This is a genomic window from Embleya sp. AB8 (assembly GCF_049739465.1).
In the GTDB taxonomy this organism is placed as follows: domain Bacteria; phylum Actinomycetota; class Actinomycetes; order Streptomycetales; family Streptomycetaceae; genus Embleya.
This window is the reverse complement of sequence record NZ_JBMHHY010000019.1, coordinates 214,532-234,069: the sequence shown is the minus strand read 5'-3', so window position 1 is coordinate 234,069 and position 19,538 is coordinate 214,532. Positions and strand designations below refer to the sequence as shown.

The following is a 19,538-nucleotide window of genomic DNA, read 5'->3' as shown; positions in this document are numbered from 1 at the left end:
GCGAAGAAGTCGTCGTCGACACCCACCCGCTCCACATCCAGCACATCCGCGTACACCTCGGCCAACACCCGCTCCGCCGCACCACCCGGCGCCCGATACCCGCCACCACCGAACACCGGCTCCGGCAACGCACCCCGATCCAACTTCCCGGTCGCCGTCAACGGCAACCGATCCAACACCACGAGCCGGGCGGGCACCATGTAGTCCGGCAGCCGCCTGGCCAGGAACCGCCGCAGATCGGCCACCGACACACTGGTGTCCAAGGCGAAGTCGCCTTCACCGGCACCGCCGTCCACCGGCACCACGTAGCCCGTGAGCCGCCCGCGGCCGGTGTCGTCCACCCAAACCGTCACCGCCGCCCGCCGGACCGCCGGATGCCCGGCGAGGACCGCTTCGATCTCGGTCGGCTCGACTCGGATACCGTTGACCTTCACCTGGGCGTCGGCACGTCCCGCATATACCAGTTGACTGTCGCCGTCCCACCGGGCCAGGTCACCGGTGCGATACATCCGCGCACCGGCGGGCCCGAAGGGGCAGGCGACGAAGCGTTCCGAGGTCGCTCCGCCACTTCGGTGGTAACCACGGGCGACGGACCCGGCGATATACAGCTCACCCACGACACCCGGTGCGACCGGCGCCAGATCCGGCCCCAGGACATGGGCGCGCATGTTGGCCAATGGCCGACCGACCGGTACCGCGCCGGTCCCGGTCCACCGCTGGGGAAGTGTGAACGTGGCGGCGTAGAAGCTCTCGGTCTGCCCGTAGGCGTTGACGACCCGGACCTCGGGCAGGGCCTCGCGCACCTTGTGCACCAGGTCCGCCGAGAGCGCCTCACCGGCGAGAATCACCGTCCGCACATCGAGTTCGAGGGCGCCCGAGCCCTTGCCGGCGATGTCGTCGAGCAGCGCGGAGAACACCGTCGGCACGGCACTGATCGTGCCGCCCGACCACCGGTCACGCTCGGCGAGTTCGAGCACGTCACGGACGATCTCGACACTCGCACCCGAGGTCAGCGCGGTGAAGATCTCGAACACCGACACGTCGAAGTTCACCGAGGTCGCCGCAAGCACCCGAGAACCGGACTCGATCTGCGTGATCCGGCCCAGATCCCGCACCCCGTTCAGCACACTGGCGTGGGTGACGGCGACGCCCTTGGGGACTCCGGTTGATCCCGACGTGTACATCACATACGCGAGGTTGTCCGGCCTGACAAGGACATTCGGGGTCGTCAGGACGGGGCCGTCGAAGTCCGGGTCGTCCAGGTGAACCACCGGCGGCCGGCACTGTGCCACCGCCTGCGCCGTTTCACGATCGGTCAACACCAGCGCGGGATCGGCCGTGTCGAGCAGGAGGCCGACTCGTGCGGGCGGGTAATCGGGGTCGATCGGCAGATAGGCGCCGCCGGCCTTGAGCACCCCGAGGAGCGCGACCACCAGGTCCGCCGAGCGTGGCAAGGCCACGGCCACCAGCACATCCGGCCCGACCCCGCGCTCGCGCAACACCGCCGCCAGCCGATCGGCGCGGGCCGCCAACTCCCGGTACGACAACGTCGTTTCCCCGCACACTACCGCTGTCGCGTCCGGCGTCCGCAGGACCTGGGCGGCGATCACGCCCGGCACCGTCGTCCCCTGTACCGGCACCGTCGTCTCGTTCAGCCGGGCCAGCCGGTCACGTTCGGCGTCGGTGCGCACGTCCATCGCACCGAGTCGGGCCTTGGGATCGGCGACCACCTGGCGCAACACCCGCAGATATCGGTCGACCAGACTCTCGGCCGTCGCGTGATCGAACAGGTCCGTCGCGTACTCCAGCAGTCCATGCGCGCGCCCGGACCCGTCGGGGACGATGTTGAAGAACAGGTCGAACTTCGCCGTGCCGGTGCCCGCCTGGACGGGGGTGACGCGTAGCTCCGGAAGCTCGATCTCCGGCCACACGAACTGCCAGGCCAGCATCGTCTGGAACAGTGGTGAGTACGACGTGGAACGTTCCGGGCCGAGCAGCTCGACCAGGCGCTCGAACGGCATGTCCTGGTTGTCGTACGCGGCCAGGGCCCGGTCCCGCACCTGCTCCAGCAGCTCGCCGAACGACGGATTCCCCGACAGGTCCACGCGCAACACCCAGGTGTTGGCGAAGAACCCGATCAGATCCTCGAGTTGCTCGTCGGCACGGCCCTCGATCGGACTGCCGATCGTCACGTCCTCCCCGGCACCCAGCTTGTAAAGCAGCACCGCCAGCGCGGCCTGGGTCACCATCGGTGCCGTGGCACCGTGGCCCGCGGCGAGCTCTCGTAAACCGGACAGCAGTTCGGGTTCCAGCTCGAACAGAACACCACCGCCGCCGTGGCCGGCCGCGGTCGGCCGCGGCCGGTCCAGCGGCAACTGCGCCGGCTGTGGCGATTCAGCCAACTCGTCACGCCAGTAGGCGAGTTGCTCGGCAGCGACGCTGCCCGGGTCGGCCTCGTCGCCGAGCATCTGCCGTTGCCACAGCGTGTAGTCCCGGTACTGCACCGGCAGCGGCGTCCAGTCCGGTGCGCGCCCGTGCCGGCGTGCCGCGTACGCCGCCGTCAGGTCCCGCAGGAACGGCGCCATCGACGCCCCGTCCGCCGCGATGTGGTGGAACACGAACACCACCACGTGCTCCTGCGGTCCGACCCGGAGGACCGAGGTGCGCAGCGGGAGTTCGGTGTCCAGCTCGAACCCCTCGCAGACGACCGCGCGCGTCGCGGCCTCCACCGCGTCCGCGGCCACGTCGACCACCGCGAACCGCGGGACCGCCTGCTCCGGGGCCAGGATCCGCTGCTCCGGCGTGCCGTCCGCGTCCTCGACCACCAAGGTGCGCAGGCTCTCGTGCCGAGCAACGACATCCGTCACCGCCGCGGCCAGGGCCGCCGTGTCCAAAGGCCCGTCCAGCCGCAGCACGAACGGGATGTTGTAGGTCGCGGACGGTCCCTCCAGACGATGGAGGAACCACAGCCGACGCTGGGCGAAGGACAACGGAATCATCGGGGTTACTCCTAAGCGGTCATCCGGCGCAGCCGGCGGCGTTTCGACGCGGTGCTCGGCTCCTCGATCCGAACCGCGCACTCGGCAACGTTCCGACTGCGGAACACCGTCGTGATCTTCACCTCGCCACCCAGCTCATTGCGCATGCCGCCGCTCAGCGGGTGGCCGGCAGCAAATTCCCACCGCGGGCGAGGAAAACGACTCCTCTGCGGCCTTTCCATATCGGTCGGCCGGCAAGCAATACACGGTGGATTTTGTCGTGATGGTTCCGCGGCTCTCGTCCGGTAGCCGATTTGATGTGGTCCGGTGTGGACAGTGCGTCGGGCCGAGGTGTTTCGTGTCCCGGCGCCGGGACACGGAATGGCATCGACCACTTGTGTTCGGCTGAATATCTTTCCTCGCCGGCGAGTTTGTGGCGACGAGTTCCCGCTGCCCACGAAACGTAGGAGTGCTCGACGTCGCGACAGCGGCTGGTCGGCGGCGGCGGGGGCGATGCCTGCCGGCTCGTGAGCTCGTTGCCCGGACTCCGCGCGCGCCGCGCTCATCGGCTCGCTCGTGTCGCTCGCCCTACGCGGATCGATTGATCACGTACGGTGACTCGGCGAGTGGCGAGTGGCGAGTGGCGAGTGGCGAGTGGCGACTGGTGAGCGAGGTGGCGGCCCGAGTGGTCTGCCATCGAGGAGTGAGGGGCAGTGATGTCAACACCTACCGGACCCATGGACAAGTCCGCACTGGTCATCGGTGCGTCACGCGGACTGGGCTACGCGATCGCCGAGGAATACCTGAACCGGGGGTGGCAGGTGACCGCGACGCAGCGGCGAAGCGGGCAGACCGCCTTCCGCCAGTTGATGCGCAAGCTTCGCCGCACGCCACACGCAGGACCCGCGCGCGCTGCTGCTCATGGCGCCCGGCTGGGTGCGGACCACGCTGGGCGGACCCTCCGCGCCCCTGACGATCGAGGAGAGCATCCCCGGCGTCGTCGACACGGTCGAGGCCCAGACCGGCAAGGGCGGACTGCAGTACCTGGACCACCGGGGACAGACCGTTCGCTGGTAGGCGCGTACGGGCGCGCGGTGGGGTCGGCGGCGTGGGTCGCGCCCGGTGCCGTGGCGCTGCGGCGGCGCCGGCCGCGTCATTCCGGTTGCGCGACCGCGCGCAGGTAGGCCTCGGTGAACAGTGCGCAGACCTCGTTCACGGGTGGGAGATCGGCGCCCAGTATGGGTTCGAGGACCGGTCGCAGCAGGATGTGGGTGAGTATCGGGCCCAGCAGGAGGTGGACCAGGATCGGCAGCGGCAGCGGTCGGATCCGGCCCGCCTCCACGTGCGGCAGCAGGAGCCGGTCGAGGGTGTCGAACAGGCGCGGGAGGTACGCCCGCATCGCGTGCGCGGCGGGCCCGTCCGGTCGGCTGAAGAGGTCCGCGAAGATCGCCGGGAGCACGCGCGGCTCGCGGTCGAACGCCGTGATCACCGCCAGGTAGAGGCTGCGCACGGTGTCCTCCAGGCGCTCCGGCGGGTCGGCGGCCAGGGCCTCCAGGTCGATGAGTGGGCCGTGGCGTTCGTAGACGGCGCCGAGCAGGCCGTCTCGGCCCTCGAAGACCGTGTGCAGGCTGGGCAGCGAGCATGCGGCCCGCTCCGCGACGGCATCCAGGGTCACCGCGCCGAGGCCCCGCTCGGCGACGAGCCGCGCCGCCGCCTCGATCGCGCGCTCGCGGACCGGCCGTCGGCCGCCGGGGTCGACGCCCGCCCGCCGGACCGCCTCGTCCAGGGTGCTTCGGGAGCCGCCCAGTCGGCGCAGCAACGTGCTGCGGGAGACGCCGGCCGCCGCGGCGATCGCCGTCAGCGGGACGTCCGCGACGTCCCGGCCGCGTTCCCTTGCCGCCGCGAGGGCGGCGGCCACCAGATCCTGCATCTGCTCGTGTCCGTGCATGTGAAACATGATACGACTTGACACCTGAGACCGTTCCAGAGACTCTATCTATTGGAGTCTCACTCGGAACGAGGGGAGAGTGCCATGAGCGTCGTCATCTCCGGGGGTGGACCGGCCGGCATGATGCTGGGCCTGCTGCTGGCGCGGGCCGGAATCGAGGTGACCGTGCTGGAGAAGCACGGCGACTTCCTGCGCGACTTCCGCGGCGACACCGTCCACGCGTCCACCGTGCGGCTGATGGACGAGCTGGGCCTGGGCCGGAAGTTCGCCGCACTGCCGCAGAGCAGGCTCGGCGACATGGAGGTGCCCACGGCGGCCGGCGGCCGGGTGCGGCTGACCGACTTCGAGGCCCTGCCCGCGCCGTACAACTACATCGCGATGATCCCGCAGTGGGACCTGCTCAACCTGCTCGCCGAGGAGGCCCGGCAGGAGCCGTCGTTCACCCTGCGGATGAACACCGCCGCGACCGGGCTGATCCGGGAGGGCGGCAAGGTCGTCGGCGTCCGCCACCGCACCCGGGACGGCGAGGAAGGCGAGACCCGCGCCACCCTCACCGTCGCGGCCGACGGCCGCCACTCCACGCTGCGCCGGGCCGCCGGCCTGGTGCCCCGGGAGTTCCCGGTCCCGTTCGACACCTGGTGGTTCCGGCTGCCCAGACATCTCGCGGAGCAGGCCCAGGAGCCCCGGCTGATCCCCGCGTTCCGGAGCGGCGAGTTCGCGCTGAGCATCACCAGGAACGACTACTTCCAGATCGCCTACTTCATCGCCAAGGGATCCGACGCCCGCCTGCGCACCGAAGGCATCGAACGTTTCCGGGCGCGGATCGCCGACCTGATGCCGCGCTACGCGGACCGGGTCGACCGGCTGCCGAGCATGGACGACGTCCACCTGCTCGACGTCCGACTCGACCGACTCCCGCAGTGGTACGCCGACGGCCTCCTGTGCATCGGCGACGCCGCGCACGCGATGTCACCGGCCGGCGGAGTGGGGATCAACCTCGCCGTCCAGGACGCGGTGGCGGCGGCCACGCTGCTCGCCGCACCGCTGCGCCTGGGCCGGCTGACCACCGCCGACCTGGCGAGGGTCCAGCGGCGACGGTGGCGGCCCACGGTGATCCTGCAGCGGGTGCAGCTGATGGTGCACGACGGGTTCTTCGTCCCGATCCTCACCGGCCGCCGGGTCGGCCCGCCCACCGCGCTGGTCCTGGCCACCCGATACCTCCCCGGGTTCCGCCAACTCCCGTCCCGCCTGGTCGCGTTGGGCCCACGCCCGGAACACGCCCCGGCCTTCGCCCGACGCTCCCCGGCGGAACCGACGAGGGCGTAGACCCCGCGAGTTCGCGAGCGGACGGGCGGGTGGGACGTTTCGCCCCGGCACCGGGCGAGCGAGGGCGACACGCGCGTCCCGATCGTTGCCCACCGTGCACCGTGCACCGCCCACCGCCCGCCGCGATGTACAGGTGGCCTGAACAGGTGGACTGGCGATCCGTGGAATCGGCCCATAGAGTGCCCACCCATGACAACCCCGCTCCCCGGCGACGTTGCTCGCCTACTTCCCCACGCGATGGTCCGGCTGCGAGCGCGACTGCGGGCCGAGTCCGAGCCCGCCGACCGGCGCTGGACGTGGTCGCAGATCAGTACGCTCGGTCGCGTCGCCGCCGACGGACCCGTGACGACCAGCGCGCTCGCCGCGGCCGAGCACGTGCGCCCGCAGTCGATGGCCGAGACGGTCGCCGCGCTGCTGCGGGAAGGGCTGGTCACCCGCAGCGCGGATCCGACGGACGGGCGCAAGACGCTCGTCTCGATCACGGACGCGGGCCGTGAACTCCTCTCGAGCATCCCCGCCGTTCGTGAGGCCTGGCTCGAAACAGCCATCGAACGGCACCTCTCGCCCACCGAACGCCGGACCCTGGCGAACGCGGCGCAGATCATGGAGCGTCTCGCCGACAGCTGAAGCGGAAGGTCCACCCGGCTGCGGCCGGGTGGACCTTCGGCTTCCGGACCTACGCGCTGACGGAGGTGTCGATGACGACCTCGTCGCCGTACCACCGGAAGACGCAGGTGAGTTCCTCGCTCTCGGTGACACTGCGCAGATAACGGAAGGCCTCTTGACCGCGCGGGTCGAGCTGACCGACGATCTCGGGCTCGGCATTGCGATTGATGTGGACCGGAAGATAGCCGACGCGTTCGATTCCGCCGCGGGAGATCGAGGCCTTCACGATGATCGAAGCCTTCGACTCGGGGTGCATCGGGTAGGTGGGATATTCCGGGTCCGGTCGCACGCCATACAGTTTGTGCAACTTCTCGAGTTCCGGGCCCGCATTTCGGTCCGCCAGATGTGCCGGGCCGAGTTCGAGTGCGAAGTTCCCGGTCGAGTAGAAAATCACTTTGCCCCGGTAGGTCTCGACTCCCTTCAAGATGTGTGGGTGCGTGCCGAGAACAAGATCCGCGCCGGCGTCGACGGCGGCCCGGCCCATCTCGTGGCAATAATCCGGAATGACGCGCGGGATGAAATGAATTCCCCAGTGAAAGGAGACCACCACGGCGTGGCATGTCTCCTTGAGCGCCCTGATGTCGTCGGCCATGCTCGCGAGTTCGGCCGGCTCGGCCCCGGAGCGAATCAGCTTGGGCGTGGCGGCCTGCCGGTCCAACGTTTCGTACTCCGTCCACGCGTGGACGGGCGCGTAGCCGGCGTTCCGCGCACCTGCCGCGTATGCCTCCGGGCCCGTGTTTCCGTACGCCAGGAAGCCGACCTTGACGCCTTTCGCCTCCACGCAGACCGGCTGCCGCGCGGCGGTGATGTCCACGCCCGCCCCCACGGCCCGGAACCCCCGGTCCCGGAGCCTGGACAACGTGTCGACGAGGGCGCTTTCGCCCCAGTCCATCGTGTGATTGTTCGCCAGCGACAACACATCGAAGCCGGCGAACTCGAGGGCGTCGATGTTGTCCGGATCCGAGTGCGACGGGTGGCGCGACACGGGGTTTTCCCGGCGGTCGGAGTACATCTGCTCGCAATTGGCGAATGTGATGTCCGCAGCCCGAATCACCTCGGCGACGTGCGCAAACATGGTCCTGGGTGCGGCGCGATCGATCAGCACGTCGCCTACGCCCAGAAACGAGATTTCCTCCGACATGATCAACTCCGATTCCTGTCGTCAACCGACCGGATCCCGCGCTCGGCGGTGCCGGCCGCGCGCTGCACGGCGGCGGCACCGCGAGCCACACACGCTCGGCGGGCCCGGACGAGTCCCCGTCCCGCCCGTTCACCGGCATGCCTCGACGATAGCAAAACAACAGGCAGCCTGAACAGTTAAACTGTGCAGATCTCCTGTGCAGATCTCCTGTGCAATCGAAGATCGTGCGCACGGTCGTCTGGGAACGGGCCGTTCGTGGCGTCGGTGACGTGGTGCGCCCATGCGGGTCGTCCTGTGTGCCGTGGATGGTCGGAAACGGCGCGGCGGGTGCCGAGTTCGCGGCCACCGTGACATCGCGTGAGCCAGAGGAGGCGGCCGCGAACAGTCTCCGCAGCGTTCGGGGCGTTCGGCCCGGGCCGCCGCCGGCCGGGCTCGGCTGCGAGGGTGACGCCGAAGTCGTAGCCGTTGATGCGGAGTTCGTCCTGTCACGCGAGGGCGGCGGAGATTTTGTCCCTCCGTCGGCTGCGCCCGTCCCGGACGGCCACGCCGACCCCGGCCGGTCGACCAGCGCTCGGGAACGTTCCCCGCCCCACAGCCGCCATACCGCCCGCTGCGCGACTCCGGCCGCATGCCGGGGAGTTTGAGCGCGACGGCGTGGGCCATGGACGGCGTGGGGATGGTGTCGACGAGGGTGCGTGCGACGACTCGCGTGTTCGCTTGCGTTGCGGACCCTGCCCCTCACGGACGGCCCGAGAGGTCCGACAAGAAGGCCACACCGAGTGGCACGCCTCTCGAAGCGGTGCGACAAGGAATGGAGTGCCACCATGGCCGACAGCGCAAGCATGGGATTCTCCGGCGACGGCGGCGACGCCGTTGCCCCTACACCCGAGGAGGTCGGCTCCTCCTACGACGAGTTCGGCGCCCTCTACGGACTGATCCTCGGCGACTCCGCCATCCACGTGGGCATGTGGACGCCGCCCGGCGGTCGCGCGCCCGCGTCCACCCTGCCCGATCTGGCCAACCTCGCGATGGATCGGCAAACCGACTACTACATCGAGACGTTGGGCCTGACCGCCGACGACCACCTGCTCGACATCGGCTGTGGCACCGGTGGCCCGGCGGTCCGGGCCGCCCGCTCGACCGGGGGCCGGGCCACCGGGATCACGGTCAGCCGCTCCCAGGTCGAGCTGGGCCGGGCGCGGGCCCGCGAGGCGGGACTCGCCGATCGGGTGAACTTCGCCCTGGCCAATGCGATGGATTTGGGCAAGGAGTACGAGGACGAGTCGTACGATGCCGCCTGGGCCATCGACTCGTTCGCGCACATGTCCGACCGCCTCGCCGCGCTGGGGCAGGCCCGGCGCGTATTGCGCCCCGGCGGACGGCTGTTGTTCACCGAGTTCACCCTGCGCAGCGAACCCGATCCCGAATACCTCGCCGTGTGGCGCGCGGTGTGGACCTCGCCACCGCCGCTGGATCCGCCCACGGTGTTGGCCCGGGTGGTCGAGGCCGGATTCGAGCTGGAGCGGCTGGAGGATCACACCGAGAACTTTGCGGTGACCGGCGAATTGATGGACACCCTCTACCGCGATCACCACGACGAGATCCTGGAGCACTACGGCGCCGAGACCACCGCCGGCATGGATGCGGCGATGCCGAAGCTGCGCGAGTTCATCCGTAACCACCTCGGCTACTACGTCTTCGTGGCCCGCAAACCGCGCTGACGCCCCGGAACGCCCGATCGGAGCCGTAGGAGGGCCGGGTGCGCGCGCCGCTGGACGAGCGCCTGCCCCGGCCCTGCGCCTGACGCACGGCGAACCAGCCCACCCCTGGCGGCTGACGGACACCGGGCCCGACCGCCGTCCTCCCGCCCACGGCGGCCGGGCCTCTCGACGACACGACGGACACCACCCTCGGCGCGGCCGACGCGCGAGGCCCCGGTGGCCGGTGGGCTATCGGCGAACGGCGTGCAGGTGCCAGGCGGGGCCCACCGCCCGGCCGGTGTCGTCGGTGCGCACGCCGTCGAGGTCGATGGTGACGCCCGCCGCCTCCAGGTCCGTCCGGTGTCGTTGCAGGTCCTCGCGGTTGAACGCGGTCACGTAGTGCGTGGGTTCGATCCGGGTGATGTCCCAGTGCTCGCTCAGGTGCGTGCGCAGGTTCTCCTGGGTGACCGCCAACAGGGGGAGATTGAGGCCGGGTTCCTTCACGTCGGCGAAGCAGACCAGGTGCAACTGTGCCCCGGGGCGGGTCACTCGGTGCAGCGCTGCGGCGTACGCACTGCGCCCGGATTCGTCGAGGCAGTGATAGAGGGCGCTGTCGAGGACGGTGTCGAACCCCTGGGCGAGTCCGTCGAGGGTGGTGGCGTCGGCGCGTACGAACGAGACGTCCAGGCCCCGGGCGGTCGCCCGGGCCGCGGCCTGCTCCAGGGCGCTCGCGGCCCCGTCGAAGCCGGTCACCCGGTAGCCGCGTGCGGCGAGGAACAGCGAGTTCTCGCCGAGCCCGCAACCGGCGTCGAGGATGTCGCCGGACAACTGCCCGCTGTCCGCGAGCGCGACGAGAAACGGCTGCGGTTCACCGATGTCCCACGGCACCAGGGTCAATCCCGAGTCCGGCAGGAGCGGTTCCCCTCGGTAGAGGGCATCGAAGTCGACGCCTCCCGGCGTCCTTGCCCCGTCATGCGATTCCTCCGCCATTGCGTCTCCCCGGGTCCGGTGGCTTCCGGCGTACCCGTGCGTCGACGGAAACCTTCACCATGTGGTGACGATTCGCGACTGTACGCCACCGAGGCGCCCAGATTCAACGATCGTCGAACCATCCGCCGCCGCAGGCTCCGATGCCTGGTCCGGAGCGAACCCCCGGCCCCCGCGGCGCCTCGGCGTACAGCAAGTCGCCTATCTTGACAGGCAGTTCGCCGGGCCACCGGGTGAGACGAAGCCCCGGGAGCCGCCCGCGCCACCAACCGGGACCGGACATCCGGGCCCACGCCCGTCGGTCGGCCGGCGAGCTGTTCGTCCGCGCCGGCGATGCGGGTCGTCCCCGATCCGGATCTCGGGGTCTACCCCGAGACGAATCCGGGTCGAGCCGGCCGTACGGCGGATGTGGCTGCGTCGGGCCGGGGCCGAGAGTGGGGCCCGTCCCTCACCGGCTTCCGAAAGGAACGGATGTGCGCCCCCACTCCCGCATGTTGCGCGTCACCGGCGGCCTGGCCGCCGGTGCCCTGACCCTGCTCCTGGCGGCCCCCGCGGCCCCCGCCGCCCCCGGCTCCCGGCCCGGCGCCACCCCCGTGGACACCGCCGAACTGCGGGCCGACCTGCGCGCGTTGGTCACCGGCGGCGGCACCGCGAGCCTGGCCGAGGTCCGCGACGGCTCGACGTCGTGGCGCGGCACGGCCGGCACGGCGAACGTGACCACCGGCGAACCCGTGCGCGCCGACAGCCGGTTCCGGATCGGCAGCGCGACCAAGCTGATCACCGCGACGGTACTGCTGCAACTGGTCGGCGAGCGCCGCCTCGACCTCGACGACCCGGTCGAGCGCCGACTGCCCGGCGTGCTCCCCGCCGGCAGCACGATCACCGTTCGACAACTGCTCGACCACACCTCGGGACTGTACGACTACACCCAACTCCCGGAATTCGCCCACGACCTGCTCGACCCGAAGGAGCTGCACACCTGGCTGACCACCGACCGTTGGCAGACCTGGCCGGCCGCCGAACTGGTCCGCCGGGCCCTGGCACACGGCCCATACCCCGGCGCCCCCGGCGAGTTCCACTACTCCAGCACCAACTACCTCATCGCCGGAATGCTGATCGAACGCCTCACCGGACACACATACGCGCACGAGGTCGAACACCGCATCCTGCGCCCGGTCGGCATGACCGACACCTCGCTGCCCGGCACCGCCGCCACGATCCCCGGCCCACACACGCACGGCTACGTGCTCAGCGGCTCCACCTACGTCGACGTCACCGAGATGAACATGTCCCTGGCCGGTGCCGCCGGCGAAATCATCTCCACCACGACCGACCTGATCCGCTTCAACAGGGCCCTGCTCACCGGACGACTCCTGCACCCGGCCCAGTTGAACGAAATGCGCAAAACCAACATCAGCGAACCGGGACACGGCTACGGCCTGGGCATCGACCGCTGGACCCTGTCCTGCGGCGACGTCTGGGGCCAGGGCGGCGCCTCCGTCGGCTACCGAGCCGCCGTCTACAGCACCCCCGACGCCAAGCGCACGATATCCGTCTCCTTCAACCCGACCCACGACGGCCCGACGCCGGCTCAGGGAAAAGCAGTCACGGATACCCTGGAACACACCTTCTGCGCCCCCAAGTAACCAAACCTCACCTCACCATGCCCAAGCCAAGCCGGCCGGCGTGTTCGCGCAGGCTCGGTAACACGCTCGGAATCGTGTGCCCGAGGTTGTGCCGCGGGCGGAGGTGACACCCCCGGGCGGAGGCGACCTCCGCCGGCGAAGGTCAGCCGTGGGCGGCACGGCAGATGCGGGCCTCGGGGGAGTCGTCCCCCATCCCGCCGAACCGGATGCCGAAGCCACAAACCGCCCGGGCATCGACGCCATCCGGTCGCCCCGACCCGCGCTCGGATTGACCCCGTCGACCCGAAGTGTCGGACGCGGAGGGATGGTCGGCGCGGTCCGAGGCACCGGACTTGCGGGGCAACGGGGTGGATACGGCCGATTGGGAGTCGGCGTGCGAACCGGCTCGCCGAGGGTCGAGCGGGTCGGACGCCGACCCCGCGAGTGTCGCGGGGTCGGGGAGGGGTGCGCTGATCGTGGTCAGGGCGGGATCCAGGGCCTGCGAAGGGGTGGTCGACGGCGCGGTGTCGCAGGCCGCCAGGAGCAGGAGGGCCGCAGCGGCGGCCAGTCGGGTGATATGCACGCGTTCCTCCGTGAGCACGAGGTTTGTCCCGTACGGGTAACGCGTGGACGCTCGCGGAGTCACTCACCTGCTGGGAGCACCGCACCGAGGCAACGCACCGAGGCAACGCACCCAGGCAACGCGCCCAGGCACCGCACCCAGGCAACGCGCCCAGGCAACGCGCCCAGGCACCGCACCCAGGCACCGCACCCAGGCACCGCACCCAGGCACCGCACCCAGGCACCGCACCCAGGCAACGCGCCCAGGCACCGCACCCAACACCGCGCCGGGGCAAACGTCGTCGGGCGCGGCACCCGCGACCCGGTACACGCCGGCTGCCGAGAACCGATCAGGGCGGACCGGCCCGCGCGGCCACGGGCGCGACCTGCCGACTGATCCGTTGCCGGGGCGCGGGTCGCTCGTTGAACCGGTACCCCCGACCGGCGCGCGTGCACGGTGACGGTGCGGATGCCGGGAATCGTTCGATCGACGCCAGCGAGGAGCCGAATGGCCGAGAGGATCGTCCTCAGCGCCGGGCCGGACGCCGGCTCGCCCCGAGGATCCCGTTCGCGGACCGCGCCACCGGGGCCGCGCGATCCGGCACCGGGGCGGCGGACGCCGTGCTCCGCGCGCGGGGCCGTACCGGTCCGGCCGCCGGCGCGCCACCGACCTCTCGCCGCCGGCGTGCCTACCCGCACGGGCGTACGAGGTCGACACCCCCGCCCGAACCGTCCGAGATCTCGGGAGAACCGTTGACCACTCACGCCTCCGCCGTCCCGGCCACGCCCCTGTTCGTCATCGAGTACCCCGAGGACGGCACCGCGACCGTGGACGGCACGCCCGTCCACGTGCCCGAGGGGACGGAAGCCCGGCATGCCGCCATCGACGAGGTCCGTTTCACCGCGTCCCTGCTCGACCGGCCCGTGCGCGCGATCGACGTCGACCCGGACGGCACGCGCTACCCGCTGCTCGTCGACCCGGACGGGACGCTCACGTTCCTGGCCGAACCCCATCCCGACCCGGGTGAAGAGGTCCCGGACGAGGAGGCGCCCGCTTCGTCGTTCGGGGACGCCGGGACACCGACCGACGGCTATGGCGACTACGACGGCACGTTCGGCGGGTGGCGGGCCGAGGAGACCGACGGGTACGACACAGGCGGGCCCGACCCGCGCGGGCCCGCCGGCGACGGACATCACACGGATCGACACGACCCGCGCGAGACGCCGCACCCGCTCGTGGTCGCCCGGCCGCCGGCCGAGCAGCCGCCGGTGACCAGGCCCGTGCGGCCCCGTCGCGCGCCGCGCCGCGCGTCCCGGTCCCCCCTTGGGGGCGCACCCACCGTGATCGGCCTCGCGGTCGCCGCGGCGATCACACTCGTCGCGATCGTGGCGTGGCCGGACGACGACTCGGCCGGCTCCGGAGCGACCACGACCTCGCGTGCCGAGTCCGCCGCGATCACCGCTCCGGCCGGCTGGCGGCAGAGGTCCGCCTGGTCGCGGTCGATCGCGCCGCCGGGAGCCGGTCGGCCGAGTGTGGCCGCCCTCGGGGGTGTCCTGGCCGTGCTCACGCCGGACCGTCGGGTCGCCCTCCTCGATCCGGACGACGGACGCGTCGACTGGGCCGGCGAGCCGCTGCCCGCCGGACACCTCGCACTGCATGCGACCGGCGACCCGGCCGCCCCGGTGCTCGTCGCCGAGACCGAGGGCCGACTCGTGGTGTGGTCCACACCCGGCGCTCGCGGACCCTCGCGCGTCCCCACCACCGTCGTGCTCGCGCCCGGCGCCCACGTCAGTTACGCCGGCGCCCTGCCCCTGGTGACCGGGCCCGACGGATCGGCCGCCGCGCTGCGCGGCGATGTCCTCGTTCCGGTGCGGGTTCCTGCCGGAGCCGTCGCGATGGCCGCCGACGCGACGCACATCCTCGCGGGGCGCGCCGTCGGCCCCTGGGAGCTGCTCGGCTTCGACGGTACGACGCGCGTGGTGACTCCGGCGCCGCCGCACCCCGGCGCGCGCATGGTGCGCATCGCCGGGGGCGGGCACGGGTCGGTCGCCGTCGTGTGGTCCGGATCCGAGGAGGGCAGCGAAACGCTCGCCGTGCACGATTCCGCTTCGGGCCAGGTGCTCACCGGCGCCGACGCCCCCGCCGGATCCCTGTCGAGCGCCTGGGTCCACCCGGACGGCGGTCCGGTCGCAGCCTTGGGACCCGTCGTCATCGATCTCGCCGACGGGCGCGCTTTGGTCACCCCGGGCGTCGTTGCCCGCTCCATCGCCGGCGGCCGGGTGTACGGCACGCGCGACGGCCACCCCGTCGCGTCGACGGTGCGCGGTGTGGTCGTCGTGCCGGACCACACCGCCATCCCGTGGGCCGTCAGCGCCGGCCGCGCGATCCTGCTCACCGGGGACGCGGACCGCGCGATGTTGCACGCCGTGGATCCGGCTCCGGCTCCGTGAACGAACCCGAGGCGCTCCGACGCGCGATACCGCGCCGGTGGCCCGACGGTGGGCGAAGCCCCGGGCCCGGGCGGAGGTTGAGGTGGAGGTGGAGGCGAAGCCCGAGTCCCGCTGCGCCGTGGACTCGGCGCTCTGCCCGACCCGCCGGGTCCGGCCCGGGGCAGCCGGGCGGTTGTTGCCTCAGCGGCGCCACCAGGCCCTCGCCGATCGTCCACGCCACCTTCAGCGCGGGGAGCGTCAGCAGGACGACGATCAGCACCGAGTGGCCGGGGCCGCCCCGCCGGTCCGCTGCGCGGTCGTCCCGGGACGCGGTCCGGCTTGTCGCCTGGTTCAGCCTAACCCTCACCCTCACCTTGACCTTTACTGTTGCCGTACCGCCATCAGTTGCCGTACCGCCGTCAGAGCAGTGACGTCATCCACCTTCGGTACAACCGGGCGAACGGGCCGTCGGCGTCGATCAGGTCCGATGGTGGGCCGTCCTCGACGATGCGCCCGGCCGCCATCACCAGGACGCGGTCGGCCAGCAGCACCGTCGACAGGCGGTGGGCGATGATCACCGCCGTTCGGTCGGCGAGCACGGTGGCCAGGGCCGCCTGGACCGCGCGTTCCGTCGGGATGTCCAGGCTCGAGGTGGCCTCGTCGAGGATCAGCACGCTCGGATCGGCGACGAAGGCGCGGGTCAGCGCCACCATTTGGCGTTGCCCGGCGGAGAGTCGGTTGCCGCGTTTGCGGATCTGCGTGTCGTAGCCTTCGGGCAGTCCGGCGAAGAACGTGTCCGTGCCCAGCGCGACCGCGGCGGCTCGGATCTCCTCCCGGTTCGTGCCGGCCCGGGCCAGCGCGATGTTCTCCGCGACCGTGCCGGTGAACAGGAAGTTCTCCTGGGTGACCAGGGTCAGTTCCCGGCGCAGGGTCGCGTCCGCCAGGTCGCGCAGGTCGACGCCGTCGAGTGTGACTGTGCCGTGGGTGGGGTCGTAGAACCTGGCGGTGAGCTTGGCCAGCGTCGACTTGCCCGCGCCGGTCGCGCCGACGACCGCGACGGTCTGCCCGGCGGGGATGGTCAGTTCCAGTCCCGGCAGCACCGGCGGTCCGGTCCGGGCGTACCGGAACTCCACCGCGCGAAAGTCGAGCCGGCCGCGGACCGGACGATCGGGCGCGAGCGGCACCGGATTCGTGGGTTCCGGCAGCGACGACGCGGTCTCCAGGAAGCCGGAGATCTTCTCCAGGGCCGTGCTCGCGGACGAGTACAGGTTGGTGAACGTCGCCAGTTCGTCCAGGGGGTCGTAGAACCTGCGCAGGTAGAGCAGGAACGCGGCGAGCACGCCCAGTTGCAGGGTGCCGTGGCTGAAGCGCCAACTGCCCAGCGCGAGTACCAGGGCCAAGGCGATGTTGCCGACGAGTCGCACGCCCGCCGTGTACCTGGCCACCACCTCCAGGGCGTCGGCGTGGGCGTCGCGGAAGGTCTCGTTGAGCTCGTTCATCGTGCTCTTCTTGCGGTCCTCCGCCCGGAACGCCTGGACCGCCCGGATGCCGTTCATGGTCTCGCCGAACTGCGCGATGATGCCCGCGACCGTGTTCCTGGCCCGGCGGTAGGACCGTTGCGAACGCTCGCGGAACCAGCGCGTCATCATCAGGAGCGGGACGAACGAGCCGAGCACGACCAGGGACAGCGGCAGGTCGAGCCACATCAACACGACGGTGATGCCGGCCACCGCGAGCAGCGACGTCAACAGGCCGTCGAGGCCCGCCTCGACGAGGTCGCGCACGGCCTCGACGTCGGAGGTCAGCCGGGAGATCACCCGCCCCGACGTGTAGGACTCGTGGAAGGCGACCGGGAGTCGCTGTGCGTGTCGGAAGATCCGCGTGCGCAGGTCGAGCAGCACGGCCTGGCCGACGCTTCCGGCGATGCGGAAGAACGCGTAGCGGGCCACCGCCGACAGCAGGCCACACGCGGTGAAGCCGACGACGTACCAGGTCAGCGTGTTCGCCTGGCCGGCGACGGCCCGGGGTACGCCGGTGTCGATCGCCTGGGCGATCAGCAGCGGGCCGGCCAACTGCGCGACGTTCTCGACGATCAGCGCGAACAGGGCGATGGACGCCCGCCCCACCCACGGTCGCAGCAGCGAGCGCAGCAGGCGTCGCGAGCGGGTCCGCACGCGGAGGTGAGTGGCCCGGTCGAGGTCGATCGCGTCCTCGGCGCGGTCCTGGGCGGCGGCATCGGACGTGTTCGGGTCCGGGCGGGCGGCAACGGCCTCGGTCATCCGCTCATCACCCCTCCGGCCGGCGACTCCCCGGACCACCGCGGCGCCGTCGACACCGGCGGGGTGGCCATCAGCGCGCGATATTCGGCGGATGTGTCGAGGAGTTCGCGATGCGTCCCGATCGCCGCGATCCGGCCGTCGGCCAGTACCGCCACGCGGTCGGCCAGCCGAGCCGTGTTCGGACGGTGGGCCACCACCAGCGCGGTCGAGTGCCGGAGCACGCGGCGCAGCGCCTGCTCCACCTCCGCCTCCGTGTGCAGGTCGAGGGCCGACAGGGGGTCGTCCAACACGAGCAACGCCGGTCGACCGACCACCGCCCGGGCGAGGGCGAGTCGTTGGCGTTGGCCGCCGGAGAGCGACAGGCCCTGCTCGCCGATGCGCGTGTCGAGGCCGTCCGGCTCCAGGGCGAGGACGAACTCCTCGGCGCTGGCCACGCGCAGCGCCGCGAGCACGTCGGCCTCGGCGGCGCCGGGGGAGCCCAGGGTCACGTTCTCGCGCACGCTCACCGAGGACAACAGTGCGTCCTCGAACGCGCAGCCGACCACCGCGCGCAGATCCGCGAGCCGCAGGTCGCGGACGTCGATGCCGTCCACGGTGATTCGGCCCCCCGTGACGTCGGACAGTCTGGGGACGAGGCCGGCCAGGGTGGTCTTGCCGGAGCCGGTGGCCCCGACCAGGGCCAGGGTTTCGCCGGGGCGTACTTCGAGGTCGATGTGGCGCAGCACGGGAGTTGCGGCACCGGGGAAGCGGAAGCTGACGTTCTCGAAGCGCAGGTGTCCGCGCGCGGGTCGGGTCGGTGGGCACGGATGTGCGGGGTCGGTGATCTCCGGGACGATGTCGCGGATCTCCCAGTAGCGATCGCACACCGCGGCGGCCGTGCTGGTCTCCGCGAGGGCCCAGCCGATGCACTCGGTGGGCCAGCGCAGATAGGTGCTGATGCCGACCGCGGCCACCAGGTCGCCGATGGTGAGGGTGCCGTGCGCGATGCCCACGCTGCCGACCGCGAACTGCCCGGCGATGCCCAGTTCGGGCAGGATCAGCAGGGCGGTGGAGAGCGCGGCCATCAAGCGCACGATGCGCAGTTCGGCGTGCCGGAGCAGGTGGGCCTGCTCGACGAACACGTGCGTGCGGGTCTTGGCCTGACCGAAGGACCTGAGCACCCGGGTGCCCAACATGGTTTCCTCGATGGTCGTGGTCAGGTGGCCGGCCTGGTCCTGGGCCGCTCGGGCGGCGACCTTGTACTTGGTCTCGTAGCCGAGCGAGACCAGCAACAGGGGGATCGAGGCGCACAGTCCGACCAGGGCGAGCAGCGGCGAGATCGTGAACAGCACGGCGATCCCCGCCACCAGGGTCAGCGTGTTGGCGATCAGGAAGACCGCCGCGAAGGCGAGGAACTTGCGCAGTGTGACCAGGTCGTTGACCGCTCGGGAGAGCAACTGGCCGGACGGCCAGGCGTTGTGGAAGGACGGGGGCAGGCGCAGCAGGTGGGTGAGGAAGTCGGAGCGCATCGTGGACTCGATGTGCGCGGTGGGGCGGGCGATGAGCTTGCGGCGGGCGTAGAAGAAGCAGGCTTCGGCGGTGCCGAGCGCCGCGATCAGCACGATCATCCACATGGTCGCGCCCATGCGGCCGTCGTGGAGCGGTCCGTCGATGACCCGCTGGACGACCAGGGGAATGGCGAGTCCGCACAACAGGGCCGCGAGGGTCGCGCCGGTCGCGCCGGCGACGGGCCGGCGGACCGGGCGTAGATAGGGTCCGAGCCGGCGGAGGGTGGCAAGTGACGAACCGGACCTCGGGGGCCCGGAATTCTCGACGCTCAAGGGGCGCTCCTGGTGACGAGCGGTCGACCGGAAATAATTTCGACAACCGGTCCGGGGGGAAGCCGGGGAACTGGTCC

At 71.3% G+C, this 19,538-nt stretch carries 14 protein-coding genes; 6 read left to right on the top strand and 8 right to left on the bottom strand.

Annotated elements, in window-relative coordinates; translation table 11 throughout:
* On the bottom strand, window positions 1-2,999 hold a 2,999-nt coding region (locus ABIA38_RS28095), incomplete at its 3' end, for a non-ribosomal peptide synthetase (protein WP_424641642.1).
* A gap of 11 nt (window positions 3,000-3,010) precedes the next feature.
* Window positions 3,011-3,145 (bottom strand): hypothetical protein, encoded by a 135-nt coding sequence (locus tag ABIA38_RS28090; RefSeq protein ID WP_424641641.1) that lies wholly within the window; start codon window positions 3,143-3,145, stop codon window positions 3,011-3,013.
* Between the two features lie 754 nt (window positions 3,146-3,899).
* Between ABIA38_RS28090 and ABIA38_RS28085 the strand changes: the two genes are divergently transcribed.
* Window positions 3,900-4,055 carry a hypothetical protein gene (locus ABIA38_RS28085; RefSeq protein ID WP_424641640.1) on the top strand — a complete coding sequence of 52 codons (156 nt, stop codon included), beginning with the start codon at window positions 3,900-3,902 and terminating at the stop codon, window positions 4,053-4,055.
* Window positions 4,056-4,131: 76 nt separating this feature from the next.
* On the opposite strand, the gene ABIA38_RS28080 is transcribed toward ABIA38_RS28085, so the two are convergent.
* Window positions 4,132-4,926, bottom strand: a complete 795-nt coding sequence (locus tag ABIA38_RS28080) for a TetR/AcrR family transcriptional regulator (RefSeq protein WP_424641639.1) — start codon at window positions 4,924-4,926, stop codon at window positions 4,132-4,134.
* An 84-nt stretch (window positions 4,927-5,010) separates the two neighbouring features.
* Between ABIA38_RS28080 and ABIA38_RS28075 the strand changes: the two genes are divergently transcribed.
* A complete protein-coding gene (locus ABIA38_RS28075) occupies window positions 5,011-6,252 on the top strand; it encodes an FAD-dependent oxidoreductase (protein WP_424641638.1) in 1,242 nt (413 codons plus the stop codon).
* A 189-nt stretch (window positions 6,253-6,441) separates the two neighbouring features.
* The gene (locus ABIA38_RS28070; protein ID WP_424641637.1) at window positions 6,442-6,879 is read left to right on the top strand and encodes a MarR family winged helix-turn-helix transcriptional regulator; all 438 of its coding nucleotides are present in this window, start codon (window positions 6,442-6,444) and stop codon (window positions 6,877-6,879) included.
* 49 nt (window positions 6,880-6,928) lie between these two features.
* Here the strand turns inward: ABIA38_RS28070 and ABIA38_RS28065 are convergent, their stop codons facing one another.
* The gene (locus tag ABIA38_RS28065; RefSeq protein ID WP_424641636.1) at window positions 6,929-8,059 is read right to left on the bottom strand and encodes a CapA family protein; all 1,131 of its coding nucleotides are present in this window, start codon (window positions 8,057-8,059) and stop codon (window positions 6,929-6,931) included.
* A gap of 824 nt (window positions 8,060-8,883) precedes the next feature.
* Between ABIA38_RS28065 and ABIA38_RS28060 the strand changes: the two genes are divergently transcribed.
* Window positions 8,884-9,780: an SAM-dependent methyltransferase gene (locus ABIA38_RS28060; protein WP_424641635.1), complete on the top strand. Its 897-nt coding sequence runs from the start codon at window positions 8,884-8,886 to the stop codon at window positions 9,778-9,780.
* A gap of 228 nt (window positions 9,781-10,008) precedes the next feature.
* Here the strand turns inward: ABIA38_RS28060 and ABIA38_RS28055 are convergent, their stop codons facing one another.
* Window positions 10,009-10,749, bottom strand: coding sequence for a class I SAM-dependent methyltransferase (locus ABIA38_RS28055; protein ID WP_424641634.1), 741 nt, complete (start codon window positions 10,747-10,749; stop codon window positions 10,009-10,011).
* 470 nt (window positions 10,750-11,219) lie between these two features.
* On the opposite strand from ABIA38_RS28055, the gene ABIA38_RS28050 reads away from it, so the two are divergent.
* Window positions 11,220-12,392: a serine hydrolase domain-containing protein gene (locus ABIA38_RS28050; RefSeq protein ID WP_424641633.1), complete on the top strand. Its 1,173-nt coding sequence runs from the start codon at window positions 11,220-11,222 to the stop codon at window positions 12,390-12,392.
* A gap of 142 nt (window positions 12,393-12,534) precedes the next feature.
* On the opposite strand, the gene ABIA38_RS28045 is transcribed toward ABIA38_RS28050, so the two are convergent.
* The gene (locus tag ABIA38_RS28045; RefSeq protein WP_424641632.1) at window positions 12,535-12,954 is read right to left on the bottom strand and encodes a hypothetical protein; all 420 of its coding nucleotides are present in this window, start codon (window positions 12,952-12,954) and stop codon (window positions 12,535-12,537) included.
* A gap of 731 nt (window positions 12,955-13,685) precedes the next feature.
* Between ABIA38_RS28045 and ABIA38_RS28040 the strand changes: the two genes are divergently transcribed.
* Window positions 13,686-15,383, top strand: a complete 1,698-nt coding sequence (locus ABIA38_RS28040) for a hypothetical protein (protein ID WP_424641631.1) — start codon at window positions 13,686-13,688, stop codon at window positions 15,381-15,383.
* A 398-nt stretch (window positions 15,384-15,781) separates the two neighbouring features.
* Here ABIA38_RS28040 and ABIA38_RS28035 read toward each other — a convergent pair whose 3' ends face one another.
* Both ABIA38_RS28035 and ABIA38_RS28030 read right to left on the bottom strand, forming a co-directional pair.
* A complete protein-coding gene (locus tag ABIA38_RS28035; RefSeq protein ID WP_424641630.1) occupies window positions 15,782-17,641 on the bottom strand; it encodes an ABC transporter ATP-binding protein in 1,860 nt (619 codons plus the stop codon).
* The gene (locus ABIA38_RS28030; protein ID WP_424641629.1) at window positions 17,638-19,461 is read right to left on the bottom strand and encodes an ABC transporter ATP-binding protein; all 1,824 of its coding nucleotides are present in this window, start codon (window positions 19,459-19,461) and stop codon (window positions 17,638-17,640) included. Before ABIA38_RS28030 ends, ABIA38_RS28035 begins: the two co-directional genes overlap by 4 nt.
* Between the last annotated feature and the right edge of the window lie 77 nt (window positions 19,462-19,538).

Bases quoted from the DNA above. Each gene is read 5' to 3' on its own strand.
- ABIA38_RS28085 (WP_424641640.1), top strand. From the start codon at position 3,900: ATGGCGCCCGGCTGGGTGCGGACCACGCTGGGCGGACCCTCCGCGCCC.
- ABIA38_RS28070 (WP_424641637.1), top strand. From the start codon at position 6,442: ATGACAACCCCGCTCCCCGGCGACGTTGCTCGCCTACTTCCCCACGCG.
- ABIA38_RS28055 (WP_424641634.1), bottom strand. From the start codon at position 10,749: ATGGCGGAGGAATCGCATGACGGGGCAAGGACGCCGGGAGGCGTCGAC.
- ABIA38_RS28060 (WP_424641635.1), top strand. From the start codon at position 8,884: ATGGCCGACAGCGCAAGCATGGGATTCTCCGGCGACGGCGGCGACGCC.
- ABIA38_RS28080 (WP_424641639.1), bottom strand. From the start codon at position 4,926: ATGCACGGACACGAGCAGATGCAGGATCTGGTGGCCGCCGCCCTCGCG.
- ABIA38_RS28035 (WP_424641630.1), bottom strand. From the start codon at position 17,641: ATGACCGAGGCCGTTGCCGCCCGCCCGGACCCGAACACGTCCGATGCC.
- ABIA38_RS28075 (WP_424641638.1), top strand. From the start codon at position 5,011: ATGAGCGTCGTCATCTCCGGGGGTGGACCGGCCGGCATGATGCTGGGC.
- ABIA38_RS28090 (WP_424641641.1), bottom strand. From the start codon at position 3,145: ATGCGCAATGAGCTGGGTGGCGAGGTGAAGATCACGACGGTGTTCCGC.
- ABIA38_RS28065 (WP_424641636.1), bottom strand. From the start codon at position 8,059: ATGTCGGAGGAAATCTCGTTTCTGGGCGTAGGCGACGTGCTGATCGAT.